This is a genomic window from Sphingomonas oligophenolica, assembly GCF_039522915.1.
GTDB lineage: Bacteria > Pseudomonadota > Alphaproteobacteria > Sphingomonadales > Sphingomonadaceae > Sphingomonas > Sphingomonas oligophenolica.
The window spans coordinates 99,849-119,140 of sequence record NZ_BAAAEH010000047.1; the positions used below are offsets into that span (position 1 = coordinate 99,849).

Sequence of the window (19,292 nt, forward strand, 5' to 3'; positions counted from 1 at the left end):
CCCCCGAAGGGGAGGGAGTTAGACCCGATCCACCAACCCGCGTTCGGTGAGATACCCGGTCACCAGCCGGGCCGGCGTCACATCGAAGGCCGGGTTCGCTGCCCCGGATGCGGTCACCCGGATCGACCCGCCTTCCCCTGCCACATGAGTCACCTCGTCTGGAGAGCGCTCCTCGATGGGCACATCGGCCCCGGTCGCCGTCCCGGCATCAAAGGTCGTGTACGGCAGCGCCACATAGAAGGGGACATCATTGTCCCTCGCCGCGAGCGCCTTCAGATAAGTCCCGATCTTGTTGCAGACATCGCCATTGGCGGTAACCCGGTCGGTGCCGACGATCACTGCATCGACCTGGCCCTGCATCATCAGATGCCCGCCGGCATTGTCGGCGATCACGGTGTGCGGTACGCCGTGGCCCGCCAGCTCGAAGGCGGTGAGCAGGGCGCCCTGATTGCGCGGGCGGGTCTCGTCGACCCAGACATGGACCGGAATGCCTGCGTCATGGGCGAGATAGATCGGTGCGGTGGCCGTGCCGTAATCGACCGTGGCCAGCCAGCCGGCGTTGCAATGGGTGAGGATATTGAGCGGGCGGTCGGGGTGTTTCGCGTGCAGCGTGCGGAACAGCGCGAGGCCATGCTCGCCGATCGCGCGGTTGAGCTCGACATCCTCGTCGCAGATTGCATCGGCCCGGGCGAAGGCGGCGGCTGCGCGCTCGGCCTGCGGCAGGGGGCGGACTGCCTCCGCGACCTTGTCGAGCGCCCAGCGCAGATTGACCGCGGTCGGCCGCGCCGCGAGCAGTGTCGCATGGGCAGCGTCGAGTGCCGCGTCGGAACCGTCTTCGGCCATCGCCATCGCCAGGCCATAGGCTGCCGTCGCGCCGATCAGCGGCGCGCCGCGCGTCCACATCTCGCGGATCGCCCGTTCGGCTTCGGCCATGCTGCGCAATTCGACCCAGACGATCTTCCAGGGCAACTCGCGCTGATCGAGGATACAGGCGCCTCGCCCATCGGCCGCGCGCCTGATCGAGCGCTGATGAGTGCCTTCGAGCTTCATGTGTCGATATCCTCGAACGTCGCGATATCGCCGGCCCCATGCTCGCGATCGATCAGCAGCGCCGATAGCCCAGCCTCGCGCGCGGCGGCGATTTCCTGCGGCGTGTCCGACAGGAACAGGATTTCGTCCGCCACTAGGCCGATCGCAGCGGCGATCGCGCGATAGGATTCGGCCTCGCGCTTCGGCCCGGTGGCCGTGTCGAAATAGCCCGAGAAGAGCGGCGTCAGGTCGCCGGCATCGCTGTGCCCGAACAGGAGTTTCTGCGCGGCCACCGACCCGGACGAGAAGACATAAAGCGCGATCCCCGCGTCATGCCAGCGCCGGAGCGCCGCGGCGGCGTCCGCATAGATGTGGCCGGTGAAGGCGCGCTCGCGATAGCCGTCAGCCCAGATCATTCCCTGCAGTGTCTTGAGCGGCGTCGCCTTGCGATCCTCGTCGATCCAGCGCGTCAGCGTCGCGACCGGATCGCCTGGCTCAATCGCCGCCACCTCGGCGAGGATCGGCGCGGTCTTGTCCGGATGGGCGGCGACGAAAGCCGGTAGCCGTGCCCGCGCATAGGGAAACAGCGTCTCGGCCACGAAAGCGATGCTCGAGGTCGTGCCCTCGATATCGGTCAGGATCGCGCGCGGCATTCAGGCAAGTGCCGGCTCGTGGCGCGGAAAGCGATCGGCGATCGTGTCGCCGGTGAAGCGGGCAACCCAGCCATCGGGGTTCACGAACAGCCGGATCGCGGTAAAGCGCGGGGCAGGGCCCATGTCGAACCAGTGGCGCATGCCGGCGGGCACCGAGATCAGGTCGCCCCTGGTGCACAGCATGTTGAACACCCGGCCCTGTTCATGGAGCGTGAACAGGCCCTCGCCATCGACGAAGAAGCGCACCTCATCCTCGCCATGTGTATGCTCGGACAGGAATTTGCCGCGCAGCGCCGCGCGCTCGGGATGGTCGGGCGCGAGCGCCACGACATCGACTGATTGATATCCGGCCTCAGCCTTCAACGCAGCGATCTCGGGCGCATAAACCTCCAGGATCGCCGCTGCATCGGGCAGATCGCGGGTCGGCCAGCGCTCGAAACGCACGCCGATCGCGGCCAGCTCAGCGGCGATCGCGTCGCCATCGGCGGTATCGAGCAATGGCGCGGTGCCGTCGCGTTCGTCGAAGACCTGCAAATGGCTCATCGCCCGCTCCCTTCCCGGAAACCCATCTCGGCCAGCTCCGCGGCGATCATCCACTCGATCGCCTCGATCACCCGCTCGGCCTCGACCATGTCGCGACCCCAGCCGTACAGGCCGTGGCCCCGGATAAGATAGGCGGGCGGCGCGCCCGCCGCCAGCAGCCGGGGCGTGATCGCTGCCTCGATCTCGGCCATATCCTGGCTGTTGTCGACGATCGGTATCGTCACCTCGGTCTCATGCGTGGTCACGCCGGGCAGCGCCTTCAGCATCTCATGCCCGGCCAGCAGATACCCATAAGCGCCGGGAAAAGCGCGGGTCAGCCCCACCGCAGCGGGCGAATGGCTGTGCAGCACAGCGCCCACATCCGGAAAGCTGCTGTACAGAGCGAGATGAAGCGCTGTCTCGGCCGACGGCTTCTTGCCGTCGAGCGACCGCCCGTCGGCATCGACTGACATGATATCGTTTTCGGTCAGCCGCCCCTTGTGTCGGCCCGACACCGTCACTGCGAAATTGCCGTTGTCGAGGCGCATCGAATAATTGCCCGAGGTCGCCGGCGCCCAACCCTTGCCATCGAGCCACCGCCCGACCGTGACGATCGCGGCCCTCGCGTCAAGCATGCTGACGGCCATCAGGTGCACATCCTCGCGCGGAAATCTGGAGCGGGTAGCGGGAATCGAACCCGCGTATTCAGCTTGGAAGGCTGCTGCACTACCATTGTGCTATACCCGCGATCTCAAAGACTTGGACGCCGTCAGCTATTGCATCTGGCTCTTTTCAGGCTCCGAAACCTTGCCGCCCGTCATATCGGCTTGCTCTCGCGTATCAAGTCATTTCGCGCCGGGCTGTCCGTCGTTCCACGGTCGGATGGGAGAGCCAACGGCCGGGCGCGGAAATCGTGGTGAGGTTCATACCCTGGCGACCGCATCTCTGGGACAGCAATATTTATTGGAGCAGTTCGGCGCCATAGGGCGGCAGATCGATCTTGCCTGAATAGTCCTTCTTCGTGAGGATGCCCTTCTTCGTGCCGGTAAAGGTCACCGTCGCCGGCGCGTTGTTCGTATTGACGTAAAGCGTACGTCCATCGACGACTCTCGCTACGACGCCCTCGGGGGTTTCGGGCCCGCGGGCGATCCCGAGCCTTGCATAGAGCGAGCGAATCAGGGGCTCGATAAAGGCGGGTTGCGCGGCGGTGGCGAGATAGATGGCCTGGCCCTTGCCGAATGTGTTGATCGTGATGGCCGGGCTCCGCTGCGGCGTGTTCTCGAAACGCGCCAAAGGCTTGGCCGTGCCCAGCTCGAGCACTTCGTAATAAGGGTCCGTGCCCGTGCGCATCTGTCCGTCGAACCGGAATTTGAGGGGCTGCTCCGCCCGATAGAATTCGTTGGTGCGGAGGCCGAAGACGTCGGTCAGGCGCCCGGGCAGCGGTGTCCCGAACCATTTTCCGGTTTCGTCGACCTTGGCCGAATAGCCGGTCATGATCACGGTGCCGCCGTTCGCCACATAGCGGCGGACTGCGTCGGCGATCTGCTGGTCGAGCAGATAGGCGCTCGACAGTATCACGAGCTTGTACCGGTCGAGCGGATCATGCCCGATATCGATCACCGATGCATCGACATTGTCGCGGAACAGCGGCGCGAAAGCCGCCTTCACCTGATCCCCGTAATTGCCCTTGAAATACTCCTTCATCGTATTCGGGCCGGGCGGTGGATTGGTCAGCCAGTCGGTTTCGAAGGAATAATGGATGGCGACCTCGGGCTGGTGATAGCGGGGGAAGCCCAGGGTACGCAGCTGTTTGAACTCGCTGGCGATCTGCCCGAACTCGGCGACCTTCCAGGACGGGCGATCGTCATGGTCGATCAGCCCGAACAACGCCTGTTCCTCGCCGCCGAGATGCGAATTGAAGGTCCAGGCAAGGACGGATTGCGCATAATAGACCAATCCGAAATACGCCCACATGCGCGAGCGGCCCGGCGTGCCGTAATAGCCGCCGCCGCCGGCGGTGAACTCGTTGAACCAGACCGGCGTATCGTGGCCCGCCTTGTTCATCATCACTTCGAATGCGGCACCCATCGGATCGCCGGGATAGAAGCCCTGCGCGCCATAAGTGGAGACCGAATCCCAGGAGCGCAGATAGTTGAAGCCCTTCGACCAGGCGGTGGGCCAGAAATTGGATGCTACGGGGAGGTTGGGGGCGACCCTCTTTCGTACCGCCTCCAGATCCGTAAGCGCGCCGATCGTATCGTCCGACCAGTAGCGGCGCAGGTCGAGATAGCGCTCATTGGGGCCGGGGCCGCGCATATAGGGAAGGTCGACCTGATCCCAGCTGTTGATCCGCCGCGACCAGCGCTGCGTCGCCCAGGCGCGGTTGAGCGCGTCGACCGAGCCGTATTTCTTCTTCAGCCAATCGACGAACCGCACACGGTCCGCGGCCGAATAGGATATATTGCCGTTGCCGATCTCGTTGTCGTACCCAAGCGCGATCACCGCCGGGTTACGGGCATAGCGCTGCATCATCTTTTCGGCGAGGCGCTTGGCGAGGCGGCGATAGTCGGGATCGCTGATATTGTCCCAATAGCGCGTCGCCGCGTTGAGCCGGACGTCGTCCTGGTTGACGATTTCGACGCCGGGATAGGTCTTGTGCAGCCAGATCGGCGCCGGTTCGCCGGGGATGTCGACGATCACCCGGATGCCCGCGGCGTGCATCTGCTCGATCACCTTGTCGAACCAGTCGAAGGTGAAGTGGCCTTCCTCCGGCTCGAACGAATCCCAGGAGAGGTCGCCCATCCGCACGATGTTGAATCCCGCCGCCTTCATCACCGCGATGTCCTGCCGGATCTGCTCGGGGGTGCGGTCGATCGGCTGATAACAGGTGCCGACAAAGAGCTCCCCCTTGCCGGGCCATTCGGGATGCCCGCCCGCGCTCTGCGCCCGGGCCTGGGGCGGCGCGAGGAACGAGCCCGTTGCGACGGCAAGCGCCAGCGTCAGGACGATGCCTGCCCTGCGGGCGAAATCCTGTTTCATGTTTGTGTCGATCCCCATCCTTCGAACACTTCGAGCAAGTACATCAGCCCTGTTGTGCATGCGCGAACGCCACTCTGCGGAAACATCAGGCAAAATCGATCTCGAACACGCTGGCGTGGCGTGTGGGCAGCCTCTCGGGAAGGTCGATGACGAGCGCCTGGTCAGCCTGGTGGAAGCGTATCGTCCCGGGGTGCCCGAGCAGCCGAACCCGGCGCACCCGACGGCGTTCATGCGGATTGCCCAGGGCAAGCGCGCGTATCTCGGTCGCTACGGACGGTTCGCCGAGCGTGAGCGCGTAGAGGGTCTCCCCGCGGGTCGTGAAGCGGATGTCCCTCGAGGTATAAGCAGTGTCTTCCCTGAACATCCCGGCGGCGGTCTCGGTCGGTCCCTCGCCGTGGATTTTCCACGGCCGGGTGCCGTGGATCGCCTGGGAATTCACCTTCATCCACGCAGCGAGTTCGGCCAGCAGCTGCTCCGATTGCGGGGGCAGGCTGCCATCGGGATACATGACCACGTTCAGGAGCAGGTTGCCGTTCTTGCTGACGATGTCGGCCAGCATGGAAATGACGTCACCGGTCGACTTGAAGCCATAATGTTCGTTGAAGAACCAGTCGCTGTTCGACGTGTCGGTCTGCCAGGGCAGGGGGTTGATGCCCTTGAGCACGCCGCGCTCGACATCCTGCACGGCCGCCCCCTGGTGGAATTCGCCCGAGCCGGAGTCCTTGCAGGTATAAACCGCTTCGAGCTTCCCGCCGCGCGCAATGCTGTTGTTGTAGAGGCGGGCGACCAGGGCCCGGCCTATTTCGCCGAAGGGCAGGCCGCCGTCGGAATAGAGCAGGTCGGGCTGATAGGTGTCGACGAGATCGGAAATACGGTCGAACCAATGACGATGGAATTTCGGATTGGTCGTGTACCAGGTGCCGGGCTTGTTCAGGAACGGCTCGTCGCGATTGTCGTGGTAGAGGTCGGCGTAGCGCGGGTTCGCGCCGTCATAATCGACCCCGAGCTTCGGCCAGAACTGATCATAGAGGTGGTTGGGATACCACCAGCAATAGCTGGCGCCCAGATGCTCAGATACGCCGAAGCGCAGGCCACGACGCTTCGCCGCTGCCTTCCAGGCGCCGACGATATCCCGTTTCGGCCCCATCGTGGCTGCGTTCCAGCGGTGGTGCTTCGAATTCCACAAATCGAAATTGTCGTGGTGCACGCCCATCGACACGAAATATTTGGCGCCTGCATCGGCATATTTGGCCATCAGTGCGTCGGGATCGAACTTCTCGGCCTTCCAGAGCGGGATGATGTCCTTGTACCCGACTTCGGACGGATGGCCGTAGGTCTTCACATGATGGTCGTAGTGCGGATGGCCCGGCACATAGAGGAAGCGCGCATACCAGTCGCCCTGGCGTGGCACTGACTGTACTCCCCAATGCGCCCAGATCCCGAACTTCGCGTCGCGGAACCAGTCGGGTGCACGGTAGGTCTTGAGCGATTCGACACTCGAAGTGAAGGGGCCGGCGGCCAGGTCATGCTCCTTACGAACTGGGGAGGTCGGGACCTGCGCACGCGCGACGGAGGGCAGACCGAGCGCGGCGACCACCGGCGCGACCAGTATCTCGCGCTTGCTGAAATTGACCATTTTCCTCTCCGTCCGATTTCTATCTGGCTTCCCTCAGCGCCCGATCCGTTCGAGCCGCATGAGCAGGATATCGTTGGTCCGCATGGGCATCTCGATTTTCAGGGCTCCGCTCTTCGGGACGGTTACGACCTCGTTGCGTTCGGGCAAGTCCCGGGTCAGCCCCTGCAGTTGTTCCAACTGGGCGGCCGAAAGCGTCCGAGGCAGCTTCATATCGATATAGGCTGAATAGGCGTCGTTGTGCCGATAGCCGGTACGATAGGTGCGCAGGCGATATCGCCCGGGCTGGACATGCACGAAGTGAGCGCTGACCGGCGCGGCGGCGGGCGCCTCCACCAATTGTCGGTAGAAGGGGCGGTTGCTCAGCTTCTGCTCGGGCTGGTGCCAGTCCCACACCAGCAGCGCGAGGCTGGATCGGTCGATCGCGGCCAAGCCTTGGGCATCGTCGACGTGTATCTCCTTGCCCCGGAGCGCATGCAGATATTTGTAGGCGAACCATGCAGGCTTGCGGACGCCTTGCGGGTTCATCAGCCCGAAGCCGCCCTGGAACGGGGCCGTGGGCGGGCCCGGCTCCTCGAACAGGTCGCTATAGGTCCAGTAGCTCATGCCCTGGACGGACCCTGCCACTCCCTTCAGCTTGGTGAGAATATAGGGCGCGCTCACATAGCTGTCGTGCACGGCGTCGCGTGGCGTGTAGCTGGTGCTCCACTCGGTGAAATAGAGCGGCAGATTAGGGAATTTGGACGCCTGGATTTGCGCCCGCACCCTGAGCACGTCACCGATGATCGCGTCGGGCGAAGGCGAGAGCTTGGTGTCGCCCTTGCCTTCCTCGTCGAGGAAGCCGCCATCGACACCATAGGTATGGGTGGTGACGAAATCGACCGGCACGCCGTACGTCGCGACATGATCGAGGAATTCGGGCACCCATGCCGCGCCGGCCGTCGATGGGCCGCCTACGCGCAGCGCCGGATCCACTGCCTTCAGCGCTCGTGCGGTTACGTCGTAGAGCGCGAAATAGGCGCCCCGATCGGCCTTTTCCCAGAAGCCGTCGAGATTGGGCTCGTTCCAGACTTCGAAATACCAGTTTCGGACTTCCTCGACGCCGTAGCGCTGCCGGACGTGCCGCGCGAAGGCGTCGATCAGCTTCGCCCATTCGTCGAGCTTCGGATGTGATGTGTTGCCCTTCCAATAGAATATCGAGCTGTTGGAAGTCTTGAGCGCCTCCGGCGTGAAGCCGAGTTCGACGAAGGGCTTGATGTTGCGCGCGCGCATCTTGTCATAGAGCTCGTCGATCCTGGTCCAGTCATAAACGATCCGGCCGTCTTTCACCTGCACCGTCTTGAGCACATCGTGAAAGATCGCGTGGAAGCGGATGTAGCGGAATCCCAGCTCGCTCGTCGCTGTCCTGAGCTGGGCCATGCTGTCGTCACGGATCAGCGTGCCGGGATAATCCGATCCCACCGAGAGATCGAAGAAGCGGTCGACCGGCATTGTGGCTGCCGCCGCATCCACCTGCACCACGCGCGGCGGCGGCGCGGACCCGGCGAGCGCACTCGAAGGTATGAGACTCGCAAGGACCAGTCCCCGAAAGAGAAGGGTGGGGAAACGGCATTTCTTCACGGCATTCTCTCCCGATTTTATTTTTCTTTGCCTGGCGCGTCTTGTCGCAGCGATCTGAGCCCTGCCCGGGCTTCCCCGCACCGAACCGGAGCTACCGGGCCCGCCTCCCCATATTTTATAGGCTCGACCTACGGCTACCGCCGCGAAAGACAAAAGAGAGCCGGGGGCATCGCCCCCGGCCCAAGGGGGGGCTCGTCGGAACTGGTAATATCTGCGCCCATAAGGTCGGCTTCAGCATGATTTAATTGAAATTACGCCACTGGCTCTGGATATACTAACAAAATCACTGTATTTTGACAGTATATTGGAGAATATTGGAAGTGACGTTTATCATGATTCGTTAGGTGTAATTTGATGTAATCTTTGACCTGTGGTCAGTATGGCTGCTTGTTGTTCGGCTACTATAGCGACGTGATTGCGGGTGTGTAAAAATTGTTCCGGACCGGGAAATGGGACTGTGAGACGGTTGGGGCGGCGGCGAGCCGGTATGCGTGTCGACGGACTCACGGCGAATCGCGATTTTCGGGCCGCTCTCTCGGCCGGCATCGGTTCCGACGCAGCGGAAAATCCGCTGGTCTTAAAGCGACTGCCCCAGCATCGTTTCGACTTCTTCCCGATAGCTCCTGCTGAGCATAAGGCGCGTGCCGTCTTTCAGCGCGACCTCGAACTCGCCGTGGGAACGACGCTCGAGGAACGCGATTGACTTGAGGTTCACGACGCTGGAGCGATGGATGCGGACGAACCCGAACGGGTCGAGCCGGCTCGCCACGGTGGCCAGTCCGGCACGGTACAGGAGTTCCTCACCCCCCACATGCAGCGTAACATACACGCCGGCCGCTTCGATCCAGTCGATGTCCTGCGTCATCACGAGATGGGTAGCGTCCTTTTTCTTGACGACGATCCAGTTCCAGATTTCGCCGGGCTTGGCACGACGCGCAGCGAGCTTGAGCAGTTCGGGGCCGAAAGAATTAACGTCGCTCGCACTGTCGGCACGGATCTCGTTCAGTCGCTTTTTGACTCGCTCCATCGTCTTTTCGTAACGCGAGTCGCCGAACGGCTTGAGCAGATAGTCGACCGCCTCTGCCTCGAATGCCTGGAGCGCGAACTGGTCATAAGCGGTGACGAACACCGTCAAAGGCATATTTTCCGCGCCCAGGGCATCGATGACGCCAAAGCCGTCCACGCCCGGCATCTGCACGTCGAGGAACACGACGTCCGGATGCGCATCCTGGATCAGCGCAACTGCATCGACGCCGTTTTTCGCTTCGAGGATCCGGCCGACATCGCGGTCCTTGGCGAGCAGATCCAGCAGGCGCTTGCGAGCTGGAGCCTCGTCATCGACCACCAGCACCCGGATCGATTCAGACGACGCTCTCATGCTCCATCACTTCCGGTCCTGGACACCGGTACGCTTATTGCCACTTCCGTGCCTCCGCCGTTGCGGCGACGGATCGCGAAGCCACGCTCGCCCCGATCGGGATAGAGCGCCGCCAGGCGTTCGCGCGCGACACGCACTCCAAGTCCGGTTGAAGCCTCCATTCGCCAATTGGGCGGCAGACCGACACCGTCGTCAAGCACACGGATCTGCAATTCGTTTCCGTCCCGCCACGCAGAAATGAGGACCTTGCCACCCGACAACCGCCCTTCGATTCCATGGCGGATAGCATTTTCCACCAGTGGCTGGAGCAACATGGAAGGCACCATAATCGAAAGCGTCTCAGGTTCGACCTCGATCGCGATCTCGATCCTGTCCCCGAAGCGAACACGTTGAATGGAAAGATAATGTTCGAGAAGCGACAGCTCCCGCACCAGCGTTATTTCGGCGCTGTCCTTGCAGTCGAGCGACTGCCGAAGCAAGGCGCCCAGATCGCCGATCATATCCCGAGCCAAATTGGGGTTGGTGGCAACTTCTGATGAAATTGTGTTGAGTGCGTTGAACAGGAAATGTGGTTCCAGCTGGAGGCGCAGCGCGTTGAGCCGGGACTCAAGGAGCCTTTTTTCCACGCGCTCGAGCTGAAGCCGGCTGGTCAGGAATCGGTGGTAGTATTTGAACGCGTAGACCCCCCCGACCAGCGCTGAATATGTCTGCCAGCTTCCGAGGAAGAAATAGATGGTAAAATCAGGCCTGAGCAGCGGATTCCACCATACATCTGGGATCGCATAAAGCAGCAACCCGGAAAGATAGGTGTGGGCGAGGCTGAAGGGGATGCTCAGAAGGAGGAACAGGAGCGCCAGGCGAACGATGTTCTGCTCGATTGAAGCGAGCTTGCGGTCAATCAGAAAAAGGGCGGGAGTCAGCAAAGCCCATGCCCAGGCATCCACGATCTTCGCCATGAAGACCGGCCAATGGAAGCCCATGAGCGTGTCCGGCACTGCCAGGAATACGCCGAGGCAGGTCCAGGCCAGGAAGGTGAGAACCGCCGATCGGAATCGGGCGAACCACACGCGCCCGCGCCCAGAATGGTCGCTTGCATCGGTGACCTCGGCGCGCGCGCGTGTATCGCCCGCAAAAATCATGGAATCGGAACTCATGGCCGGCTGCCGTCTATATCCGATTCCCGGCTAGAACGCTTGCTCCTTCCGATCAGGAGCGCTCGCGTCCCGAGACTATGGGCAAGGCCCGAGCCGACGGTTGCCACAGTCGAACGACGGACGAGGGTCATGGCCTCTCCTGCAATTCCCGCTTCCTGAACAGAAGGATCGGCTGGCTACCCCCGGGACAACAAGCGGGAGCTCGGGGGGCGACTCGGGGCCAGCCTACCCCATGGGCGGCTTCTCCACCCTAGTTATGGTCAAGCAGCGGGTTCGGCCAAGCCTGGCAGGCTGGCATTTGTCAAAAATGTTCCGAAACGGACTCCTGCTTGGCTTTTCCGGATTCCCAATTCGCAGCGCGGATTTTCCTAACAATATTACCTCCGCTTTTTGATGGTTTTCGCGAGCTCAACACATGCATTCCGTGGACGTGATCTTTCATTTGTGTGATTAACAAGATCTACCGTTGAAGTAGCCCCGGCGATTTTGAGTCGGTGAGAAAATAGACTTCAGGGAGAGATCGTGCCGGCGACGGCAAATGCCCTCCTTTTGCTTTGAAATGGAGGGTTTGCCATGGTTATTGGTCATGACATGCTTGGCGCAGGCGTTGATCTATTGCGGGAAGTGATTTCGGAGTCGGCTCGCGTCAGTCCGTCTCGATAGTCAGCAAGCCATTTCACGCAAAATGACAACGATGGCACGATCGGCTCCGTGGTCGTCCACGGGTGAGACGCAAGGGGCGGTCGCCCGCGCTCCATCGCGTGTGTCGCGACCCGGCGGGGATGGCAGATCGCCGCAGTTGATATCGACGGGCGATCGCGACCGAGCCAGCGGGCCCGCCGAAATCAAATTCAGGCAGGCCAGTCCGTCGCCGCTTGTCCGATGAAGATAATAAATGGGAGGGGTATAAATGAAGACTCGCGATTTGATGTTGGGTGCCAGTGCTTCAGCGCTCATCCTTGCAAGCCTGAGCATGGCGACGCCGGCATGGGCGCAGGATGCCGGAGCGACGAGCTCCGACGATGCCACAGCTGACAAGCCCGCCAAGGCGAAAAACAAGAGCGACGACGTCGCGACCGACATCATCGTCACCGCCCGGCGCAAGGCGCTGGCGGATGCCATTTCCATCAAGAAGAACTCGGACACGATCGTCGACTCGGTGACCGCCGACGAGGCAGGCAAACTGCCGGACAATTCGATCACCGAAGTTCTTCAGCGCGTGCCGGGTGTGTCGATCTCGCGTTTCGTTCAGGGTAACGGCGGCAACACCGCGTTCCAGATCGAAGGTACGGGCATTACCGTGCGCGGTCTTCCCTTCAATTCGAGCATGCTCAACGGGCAGCAGTTGTTCAGCGCCAATGGCGCCAGCGCCATCAGCTGGAACGAAGTCACGCCCGAGCTGATGGCCGGGGTCGATGTTTACAAAGCGACCCGCGCCGACATCATCGAAGGGGGCGCGTCCTCGATCGATCTTCGCACGCATCTGCCCTTCGATTTCCACGATACCCAGTTCAACGTCACTGCGGGCGGCAGCTACGGCACCATGGCGAAAAAGGCTTCGCCCCGCATTTCTGCCATGTTCTCCAAGCGTTTCGATACCGGCATCGGCGAAATTGGTGTGTTGTGGGATTTTGCCTTCAGCCGTCTGTATCAGCAGAGCAGCGACCTGGCGGTGGGCGCCATGTTCGCCCAATATGTGCCGACCGCCAAGCGGGCCGATCATCTGGCCTTTGTTCCCAGCTCGTTCAACTGGAGCACAAACCAGAACAAGCGCGACAGGTACGGTGCCTATCAGGCCATTCAGTGGAAGCCGGCTTCGAACCTGACGCTGACCAACACCATATTCTACTCGCAATATCGCGAGAATAGCCAGGGAACCAGCGGCTCCCTGGGGGCTAACCCATCCGCGATTGGTGAGGTTATGCCCAAGGTCGGGACTCCGGTCGTATATGATCCCAATGGCGGCTTCCAGAAGGGGACGCTCACAATCGGATCTACCGGCAATGCGGTGCTGTATTCGAATACCTCCGTCGGTCTTCATGATAGCACCGGCTGGTTCCCCCTCTCGGCTGAGATCGATTGTGGCGCCACCTATGGCGGTCCGGTGTCGTCGATTCAGTGGGACTGGTCGTTTTCGGGTCCGCAGACATGCACCCCTCCGAACTCCGCGCTGAACCCCAGCGGCGGGTCGTCGATATCGCACAGCAAGAATTCCACGCTGGATATTTCGCAGAGCTTCGTCTGGACCCCCGGGGACCGGGTGTCGCTACGCGGCGGTGTGCAATATGTCAGTTCCAGTTCGACCGGGCAGTCCATGTCTGCCGGCCTCGTTCAGAACAGCCCGCTGGTCAGTTCGATGGATGTCGACCTGACTGGGTCGCTGCCGGCAGTGTCTGGCATACCCACTGCCGGCTTGCTCGATAAGAGTACGTCGTACCTGGCCTATTTTGGCTATCATGAACCCAAAAATAAGGGGACGATGCTGGCCGGTCATATCGACCTTGAATATAGAGTCAGCGACGGCGGATTCCTGCGCAGCATCGCTGTTGGCGCTCGTGCCGCCAAGCGCACCGAGAAGGACAATTTCGTCGGGACGTACTGGGCACCCCTGAGTCAGTCGTGGCTGGGGAAACCGTCGGGGCCGGAATGGGCCGCGGCGGGGCCGGGGAATATCCAATATCTCAACAACCCCAATGTCTGGCCGGCGGATTATCAAGTTTCTACCTTCTCGAATTTCTTCGGCGGCCAGGTGGCTGTGCCGGCCCAGCTTTTCGTCCCCAGCCAACATCTCATGGAGAGCTACGACTGGTACCATTTGCTCAAGACCTATAACGGGCAGATCCCCAACGGGACCCCGGCTCAGTATTGGGCGGCTAATATCGATCAGGGCCTGAACAAGACCGATAGCCGCATCACCAACTGGGCTGCCTATGTCGAGACCAGGTTCGCGCATGATCGCATCGGATTCATTCCGGCGTTTTCGGGCAATATCGGCGTTCGTGTATTCCACGATTCTCTGCAGGCGGAAGCTCTGGAGTCGACACCAAACGCTTCGAACCTCGCTCTGACCGCAGAGGACAGTTATGCATACTATCTGAAGCAGAATAACCTGCCGAATGCGCCGGCGGTGTACCCGACGCTCTACGGGTTTACTCAAGCTTACTTCTCGCAGAGCCGCGACTATCAATATACGCGCGTTCTACCTTCGTTCAACATTAAGTTCGACGCGTCCGACAAGTTCAAGATTCGTGGCGCGGCGTCGCTTTCGTCTGCTCCGCCCAATCTCAATGATATCCGCCCGGGCGGCTCGATCGGCACCAGGTCTGTCGCTAACCCCCTCAATAGCAACGCTAACCAGATTCTCACGGGTGTCGTTGTCAACGGCGGCGGCGCTGACCTGAAGCCGACCATGATCACCAGCGAAGACGTGAGTTTTGAATATTATCCGTCCTCGTCCAGCTTCTTCTATCTCGATCTGTTCGCCAAGCAGATCAAGAATGAGCCGCTGTTCTATTCGTTCATCAAGGGCATTCTTCCCACGCCGTTGAAGGCCTACGCCAATGGTGCAACCCCACCGCCCGCGGGGACGACGACTTCGAATCCGGACATCACGGATGTAACCCTGAATCTTCCATGGCTCTATCTGCAGAACAAGTCGTCGACGGAAACCGCCCGCATCAAGGGCTTTGAGATCGGTGGCCGCAAGTTCTTCGACAAGTTGCCAGGAGTGCTTCGCGGGCTCGGCATCGACGCCAACCTGACCTATATCGACAGCAAGAACCCTGCCCAGCAGGCCAACAACGTGTTGACCCCGCCCCCGGCCGGCGGCCAGTTGCCGGGCCTCAATCCGGACGGCACGGTGCCGCAGACCTACCCGAACCTTCCCTATGCGGGATTGTCGAAATGGGCCTATAACGTCCAGTTGCTGTACAGCCGCGGCAAGGTCAATTTCCGTCTGGCGTACAACTGGCGCGACAAGGCGTTGCTGTCGACCAACGTCAATCCGCTCTCCTATGCGACGAGCGGCGGCAACCCTTACACGCTCAACACCAGCCCGACCAACTTTGACTCGGCCCATTCCTGGCCCGTGTACAACATGGTTCCGGCTTACATGGCGGCGGCTGGTTACCTGGATTTGGGTTTCGACTACAAGGTGAGCGAGAGGGTTTCCGTCTCGTTCAACGCGAACAACCTTCTCAACACGATTTCGCGAACCCTTCAGGAGCCAGTGCCTGGCGTGTTTGAGCCGTATGACTATAACGTCAGCGATCGGCGCTTCGAGCTCACCATGCGGATGCGCTTCTGACGGTCTGAATGAGGAAGGGCGCTTCATCGAGAAGCGCCCTTCTCCTTTTCGGATATTGGTATGTAAACTATTGCGGCCGGTTCATGTCCGGCCGCATGTCGCGGGTGCAGCGCCAGCTATGTTCATTGCGAGGCACGTTAATGAATAGCGGTTATCAACAGGATATCGTCATTCTGGGTGGTGGCGCGGCGGGGTGGATAGCGGCCGCGTTGCTGGCCAAGAAGACGGACCGCCAAAAAACGCGCATCACTCTGGTCGAATCGGAGGAGATCGGCATCATCGGCGTCGGGGAGGCGACGATCCCGATATTGGCGCAATGCAACGCCATGCTCGGCATCGATGAATTCGACTTTGTTCGCAGCACCCAGGGTACGTTCAAGCTGGGCATTGAATTCTGCGATTGGGGCGTTGCCGGAAACCGGCATTTCCATGCCTTCAGCGACTATGGCCACCCGGTTGAAGGGATATCGACCCATCATTATTGGTTGAGAATGCGACAATCGGGCGAAGTTCGCCCGATCGATGATTATTCGTTCGCCTATGCCGTCGCGAAAAACAATAATTTCGCGCCGAGCGACGCGCCGAATTCGCGCTATCACCATGCCTATCATTTTGATGCCGGACTTTACGCCCGCTATCTGCGGGGTGTGGCGATCGAGCTGGGCGTGCAGCGTATCGAAGGCAAGATGACGCACTTCGATCTGGATGGTGAGTCCGGCAACATTACCGCCATCCATCTCGCCAATGACCTTAAGGTTCCCGGGGATTTCTTCGTGGATTGCTCCGGCTTTGCGTCCGTATTGCTGGGAAAGGGGTTGGAAACGCCTTTTGTCGACTGGTCGCGCTGGTTGCTATGCAACAGCGCCATCGCAGTGCCGGCAAAACGTGCCGGCGCGCCAACGCCGTTCACCCGGTCCACCGCGCACGCCGGGGGCTGGCGATGGACCATCCCGCTGCAGCATCGCAGCGGCAATGGCATGGTTTATAATTCGGATTTGTGGAGCGACGATGCGGCGCGCGACACCTTGGTGAATAGTATCGAGGGCGAACCGCTCGCCGAGCCGCGGCTGTTCCGCTTTACCTCTGGTCATCGCAAGCAGTTCTGGAATCGCAATTGTGTCGGTATCGGTTTTTCCTCCAACTTTCTCGAACCTCTGGAGTCAACCGGAATACAGCTGATCGTCATGGGGGTCTTTAAGCTGCTTAAATATTTCCCAGAACGGACCATCAACCCAGTTCTGCGCGACGAATATAATCGGACCTCCACCTGCGAGATCGAGCGCATCCGCGACTTCATCATTGCGCATTATTACCTGTCGCGCCGTCCTGAGCCATTATGGGCTGCATGCCGCGACATGGAGATACCCGACAGCCTTCGGCACAAACTTGAGGTTTGGAAAGCCAGTGGACAAATCGCGCTGGGCGATTGCGAATCCTATATGGAGCCGAGTTGGCTCGCCATCCTGCTGGGCAACGATGTCGTTCCAGCGCGCTACAACATATCGGCTGATCTCTATCCGCTGGAGCAGATCCGCAACGGCATGGAATTGCGCCGTGAAGAGATCGTGCGTTCGGCGCAGGCGGTCCCTTCGCATCAGGATTTCATCGATCAGCACTGCAAGGCTCCCCGAACGGCACCGGCCGACTGAGTTGCGTCACCGCGATGTGACTGAGAACGGGAGCGTTCCGATGCTTGCCCCTGATCGGCCTGGAGCGCGCTGACCGTGCAGAAGAAAGTCATCATCGTCGGAGGCGGCACGGCAGGATGGACGACAGCCGCCTATCTGGCGAGGATGCTGTCTCACGGGCTGTCTGGCGGCTTGGACATCACCCTGGTGGAGTCCCCCGAGATCGGCATCATCGGCGTTGGCGAAGGGACGTTTCCCAGCATCAGAAATACCTTCAGCCGTATAGAGCTCGATGAAGACAGCCTGGTCCGCGAAGCCAGCGCGACCTTCAAGCAGGGAATTCGTTTCGTCGACTGGCGTGGCGTCGCGGATAATCAGGGCAAGGATTACTATGTCCATCCCTTTCAGATTTCCGCCCAGCACGCCGATTTCGATCTTTTGCCCTATCGGCTGCTCGGCGTGGCCGGTGACGCCAGTTGGGCAAGCGCCAGCACCGTGCAGCCGCGGGTTATCGACGCAAGGCATGCGCCGAAGCAGATCGGCCATGCTGGACACAATGGGCCGCTGACCTACGCCTACCATTTCGACGCGGTGGAGCTGGCCGCGCTGCTGCGTCGCCGCGCGCTCGCGCTGGGTGTCAAACGGATCGAGGATCTGGTCCAGCAGGTCACCGTGCGCGAGGACGGCCATATCCAGAGCCTGACCACCCGAGCCCATGGTGACCTCGAGGCAGACCTCTATATCGACTGCACAGGCTTTCGCGCGGAACTGATCGGCAAGGCCCTGAGGGTGGATTTTCGGTCCCTTCGTGACCAACTGTTCGTGAATCGCGCCGTGGCGCTGCAGGTTCCCTACGACCGGCCGGACGCGCCGATCGAGTCCCAGACGATCTCCACCGCCCAGGGGGCCGGCTGGACATGGGACATCGGGCTGAGCAGCCGGCGCGGCGTCGGCTATGTCTATTCGACGGACCATATTTCCGATGCCCGTGCCGAGCAGGTGCTACGCGACTATGTCGGGTTTGCCGCGGCATCGGTTGAATCCCGGGTGCTGAATTTCGAACCGGGCTACCGCCAGATCCAATGGAAGAATAACTGCGTCGCCATCGGGCTTTCGGCCGGCTTCATCGAGCCTTTGGAGGCGACAGGCATAGGATTTGTCGAGATCGCAGCTCTGCTGGTCTCCAACCTTTTCCCCTGGAACGGCGATTACGAAGTTTGCGCCAAACAATTCAACCCGTTCATGGCCAGGCGCTATGAAAATGTAGCGGATTTCATCAAGCTGCATTACTGCCTGACCCGGCGTGAGGACAGTGATTTCTGGCGCGATAACGTCAGGCCCGCGTCGATCAGCGACGGTCTAAAGGAACGGCTCGAGCGCTGGCGGTTTCGTCCGCCTTCATTCCTCGACATGGATCCAAATCATGACATATTCACCGACGCGAATTGGCAATATGTTCTTTATGGTCTCGGCTACAAGACGGACTTGACCGCTCAGGCGGGAGCGTTCCGCTACTATGACGAAGCCAGGGCCCGGTTCGTCGAAATCCGGCGTCAAGGCGACAATGCGCTATCGTCCTTGCCCACGCATCGGGCTCTGATCGAACAGGTCCGGAAAAGCGGCTTCGTGCGGCAGTAGACACCGCCTAAATTGTGTCGGCGCGATGTGACTGAGAAAGACAATGGCAACTTCATCGCGCAGCACTGCGCGGCGAAAACCGTCGGCGCGGCGTGACCAGGAGCGCCGAGCCTAAATCGAACCATCACACCGTCTGCTCCTGGCGTGCCGTGATTCAACCATGTCGATGGATCGGTCAGAGGATGGGCACGGGACGTCTCAGAAGCCCGAGCTGCTCTTTCCTATCGTCTGGTTCCTGAAATGCCGCGCGTGGCGCTGCGGACGATGCCTGCGCGGCGGATTTTCCCTGTTAATTCCCTGTTCCGGGCTGAGCGAGCCAATGATGGATTCTATAAGCTATTGTAAAGAATTGCTAATATTGAAACCCGAGTGGAAACGGTGCGGAAAAAAATATAAAATTCCCTGTTCCGCGCAAATAACAGGGAATTCCATCGCCGCGACAACGCGCGAGCGGGCCCGCGGTCAACGGTGGTTCCTGTGCCAATGATTATTGAACGAAGGAATCGGATTTGAGGTTCGCCGCCCTGCCAGTTCGTCACACCCTCAAAAGGCCGCCCCGTGTCGCTATTTCCCTGCTTGCAACAATTCCCGTGCGCAGGTGCGGGCAGCGATTGCTCTGGCGAAATCGTCCGATATGGTAGCGTCCTAATTGCCGGAGCATGTGGCTCTTTCGCGCGCATCCGGCCGTCAAG

The 19,292-nt window shown here is 60.8% G+C and carries 12 protein-coding genes and 1 tRNA gene; 3 read left to right on the forward strand and 10 right to left on the reverse strand.

All coding sequences use genetic code 11. The features are described from left to right. Positions 1-18: 18 nt before the first annotated feature. The 10 genes from mtnA to ABD050_RS21915 all read right to left on the reverse strand — a co-directional run bounded on the left by mtnA (position 19) and on the right by ABD050_RS21915 (position 11,028). A complete protein-coding gene (gene mtnA, locus ABD050_RS21870) occupies positions 19-1,050 on the reverse strand; it encodes an S-methyl-5-thioribose-1-phosphate isomerase (protein WP_343891643.1) in 1,032 nt (343 codons plus the stop codon). Then, the gene (gene mtnC, locus ABD050_RS21875; RefSeq protein ID WP_343891644.1) at positions 1,047-1,682 is read right to left on the reverse strand and encodes an acireductone synthase; all 636 of its coding nucleotides are present in this window, start codon (positions 1,680-1,682) and stop codon (positions 1,047-1,049) included. The genes mtnA and mtnC overlap by 4 nt, the downstream gene beginning before the upstream one ends. Then, positions 1,683-2,225 carry a 1,2-dihydroxy-3-keto-5-methylthiopentene dioxygenase gene (locus tag ABD050_RS21880; protein ID WP_343891645.1) on the reverse strand — a complete coding sequence of 181 codons (543 nt, stop codon included), beginning with the start codon at positions 2,223-2,225 and terminating at the stop codon, positions 1,683-1,685. After that, positions 2,222-2,839 carry a methylthioribulose 1-phosphate dehydratase gene (locus ABD050_RS21885; RefSeq protein ID WP_343891646.1) on the reverse strand — a complete coding sequence of 206 codons (618 nt, stop codon included), beginning with the start codon at positions 2,837-2,839 and terminating at the stop codon, positions 2,222-2,224. Before ABD050_RS21885 ends, ABD050_RS21880 begins: the two co-directional genes overlap by 4 nt. Before the next feature lie 38 nt (positions 2,840-2,877). After that, positions 2,878-2,951, reverse strand: a tRNA-Gly gene (locus tag ABD050_RS21890). A gap of 213 nt (positions 2,952-3,164) precedes the next feature. Next, positions 3,165-5,243: a beta-galactosidase gene (locus ABD050_RS21895; RefSeq protein WP_343891647.1), complete on the reverse strand. Its 2,079-nt coding sequence runs from the start codon at positions 5,241-5,243 to the stop codon at positions 3,165-3,167. Positions 5,244-5,328: 85 nt separating this feature from the next. Continuing rightward, positions 5,329-6,879, reverse strand: coding sequence for an alpha-L-fucosidase (locus ABD050_RS21900; protein ID WP_343891648.1), 1,551 nt, complete (start codon positions 6,877-6,879; stop codon positions 5,329-5,331). Between the two features lie 33 nt (positions 6,880-6,912). Beyond that, positions 6,913-8,496, reverse strand: a complete 1,584-nt coding sequence (locus tag ABD050_RS21905) for a GH39 family glycosyl hydrolase (protein ID WP_425542504.1) — start codon at positions 8,494-8,496, stop codon at positions 6,913-6,915. A gap of 577 nt (positions 8,497-9,073) precedes the next feature. Next, positions 9,074-9,847 carry a LytR/AlgR family response regulator transcription factor gene (locus ABD050_RS21910; RefSeq protein WP_343891649.1) on the reverse strand — a complete coding sequence of 258 codons (774 nt, stop codon included), beginning with the start codon at positions 9,845-9,847 and terminating at the stop codon, positions 9,074-9,076. A 23-nt stretch (positions 9,848-9,870) separates the two neighbouring features. After that, positions 9,871-11,028 carry a sensor histidine kinase gene (locus tag ABD050_RS21915; RefSeq protein WP_343891650.1) on the reverse strand — a complete coding sequence of 386 codons (1,158 nt, stop codon included), beginning with the start codon at positions 11,026-11,028 and terminating at the stop codon, positions 9,871-9,873. A 910-nt stretch (positions 11,029-11,938) separates the two neighbouring features. On the opposite strand from ABD050_RS21915, the gene ABD050_RS21920 reads away from it, so the two are divergent. From ABD050_RS21920 to ABD050_RS21930, 3 genes are all read left to right on the forward strand, one after another. After that, positions 11,939-15,334 (forward strand): TonB-dependent receptor, encoded by a 3,396-nt coding sequence (locus ABD050_RS21920; protein ID WP_343891651.1) that lies wholly within the window; start codon positions 11,939-11,941, stop codon positions 15,332-15,334. An 83-nt stretch (positions 15,335-15,417) separates the two neighbouring features. Beyond that, entirely contained in the window at positions 15,418-16,983 is a 1,566-nt protein-coding gene (locus ABD050_RS21925) for a tryptophan halogenase family protein (RefSeq protein WP_343891652.1), read from the forward strand. 75 nt (positions 16,984-17,058) lie between these two features. Further along, positions 17,059-18,600, forward strand: coding sequence for a tryptophan halogenase family protein (locus ABD050_RS21930; RefSeq protein WP_343891653.1), 1,542 nt, complete (start codon positions 17,059-17,061; stop codon positions 18,598-18,600). The last annotated feature ends 692 nt before the right edge of the window (positions 18,601-19,292 follow it).

Excerpts from the sequence above, each read along its gene's own strand:
- ABD050_RS21925 (WP_343891652.1), top strand. The coding sequence starts at position 15,418 with ATGTCCGGCCGCATGTCGCGGGTGCAGCGCCAGCTATGTTCATTGCGA.
- ABD050_RS21900 (WP_343891648.1), bottom strand. The coding sequence starts at position 6,879 with ATGGTCAATTTCAGCAAGCGCGAGATACTGGTCGCGCCGGTGGTCGCC.
- ABD050_RS21895 (WP_343891647.1), bottom strand. The coding sequence starts at position 5,243 with ATGAAACAGGATTTCGCCCGCAGGGCAGGCATCGTCCTGACGCTGGCG.
- mtnC (WP_343891644.1), bottom strand. The coding sequence starts at position 1,682 with ATGCCGCGCGCGATCCTGACCGATATCGAGGGCACGACCTCGAGCATC.
- ABD050_RS21915 (WP_343891650.1), bottom strand. The coding sequence starts at position 11,028 with ATGAGTTCCGATTCCATGATTTTTGCGGGCGATACACGCGCGCGCGCC.
- mtnA (WP_343891643.1), bottom strand. The coding sequence starts at position 1,050 with ATGAAGCTCGAAGGCACTCATCAGCGCTCGATCAGGCGCGCGGCCGAT.
- ABD050_RS21880 (WP_343891645.1), bottom strand. The coding sequence starts at position 2,225 with ATGAGCCATTTGCAGGTCTTCGACGAACGCGACGGCACCGCGCCATTG.
- ABD050_RS21920 (WP_343891651.1), top strand. The coding sequence starts at position 11,939 with ATGAAGACTCGCGATTTGATGTTGGGTGCCAGTGCTTCAGCGCTCATC.
- ABD050_RS21885 (WP_343891646.1), bottom strand. The coding sequence starts at position 2,839 with ATGCTTGACGCGAGGGCCGCGATCGTCACGGTCGGGCGGTGGCTCGAT.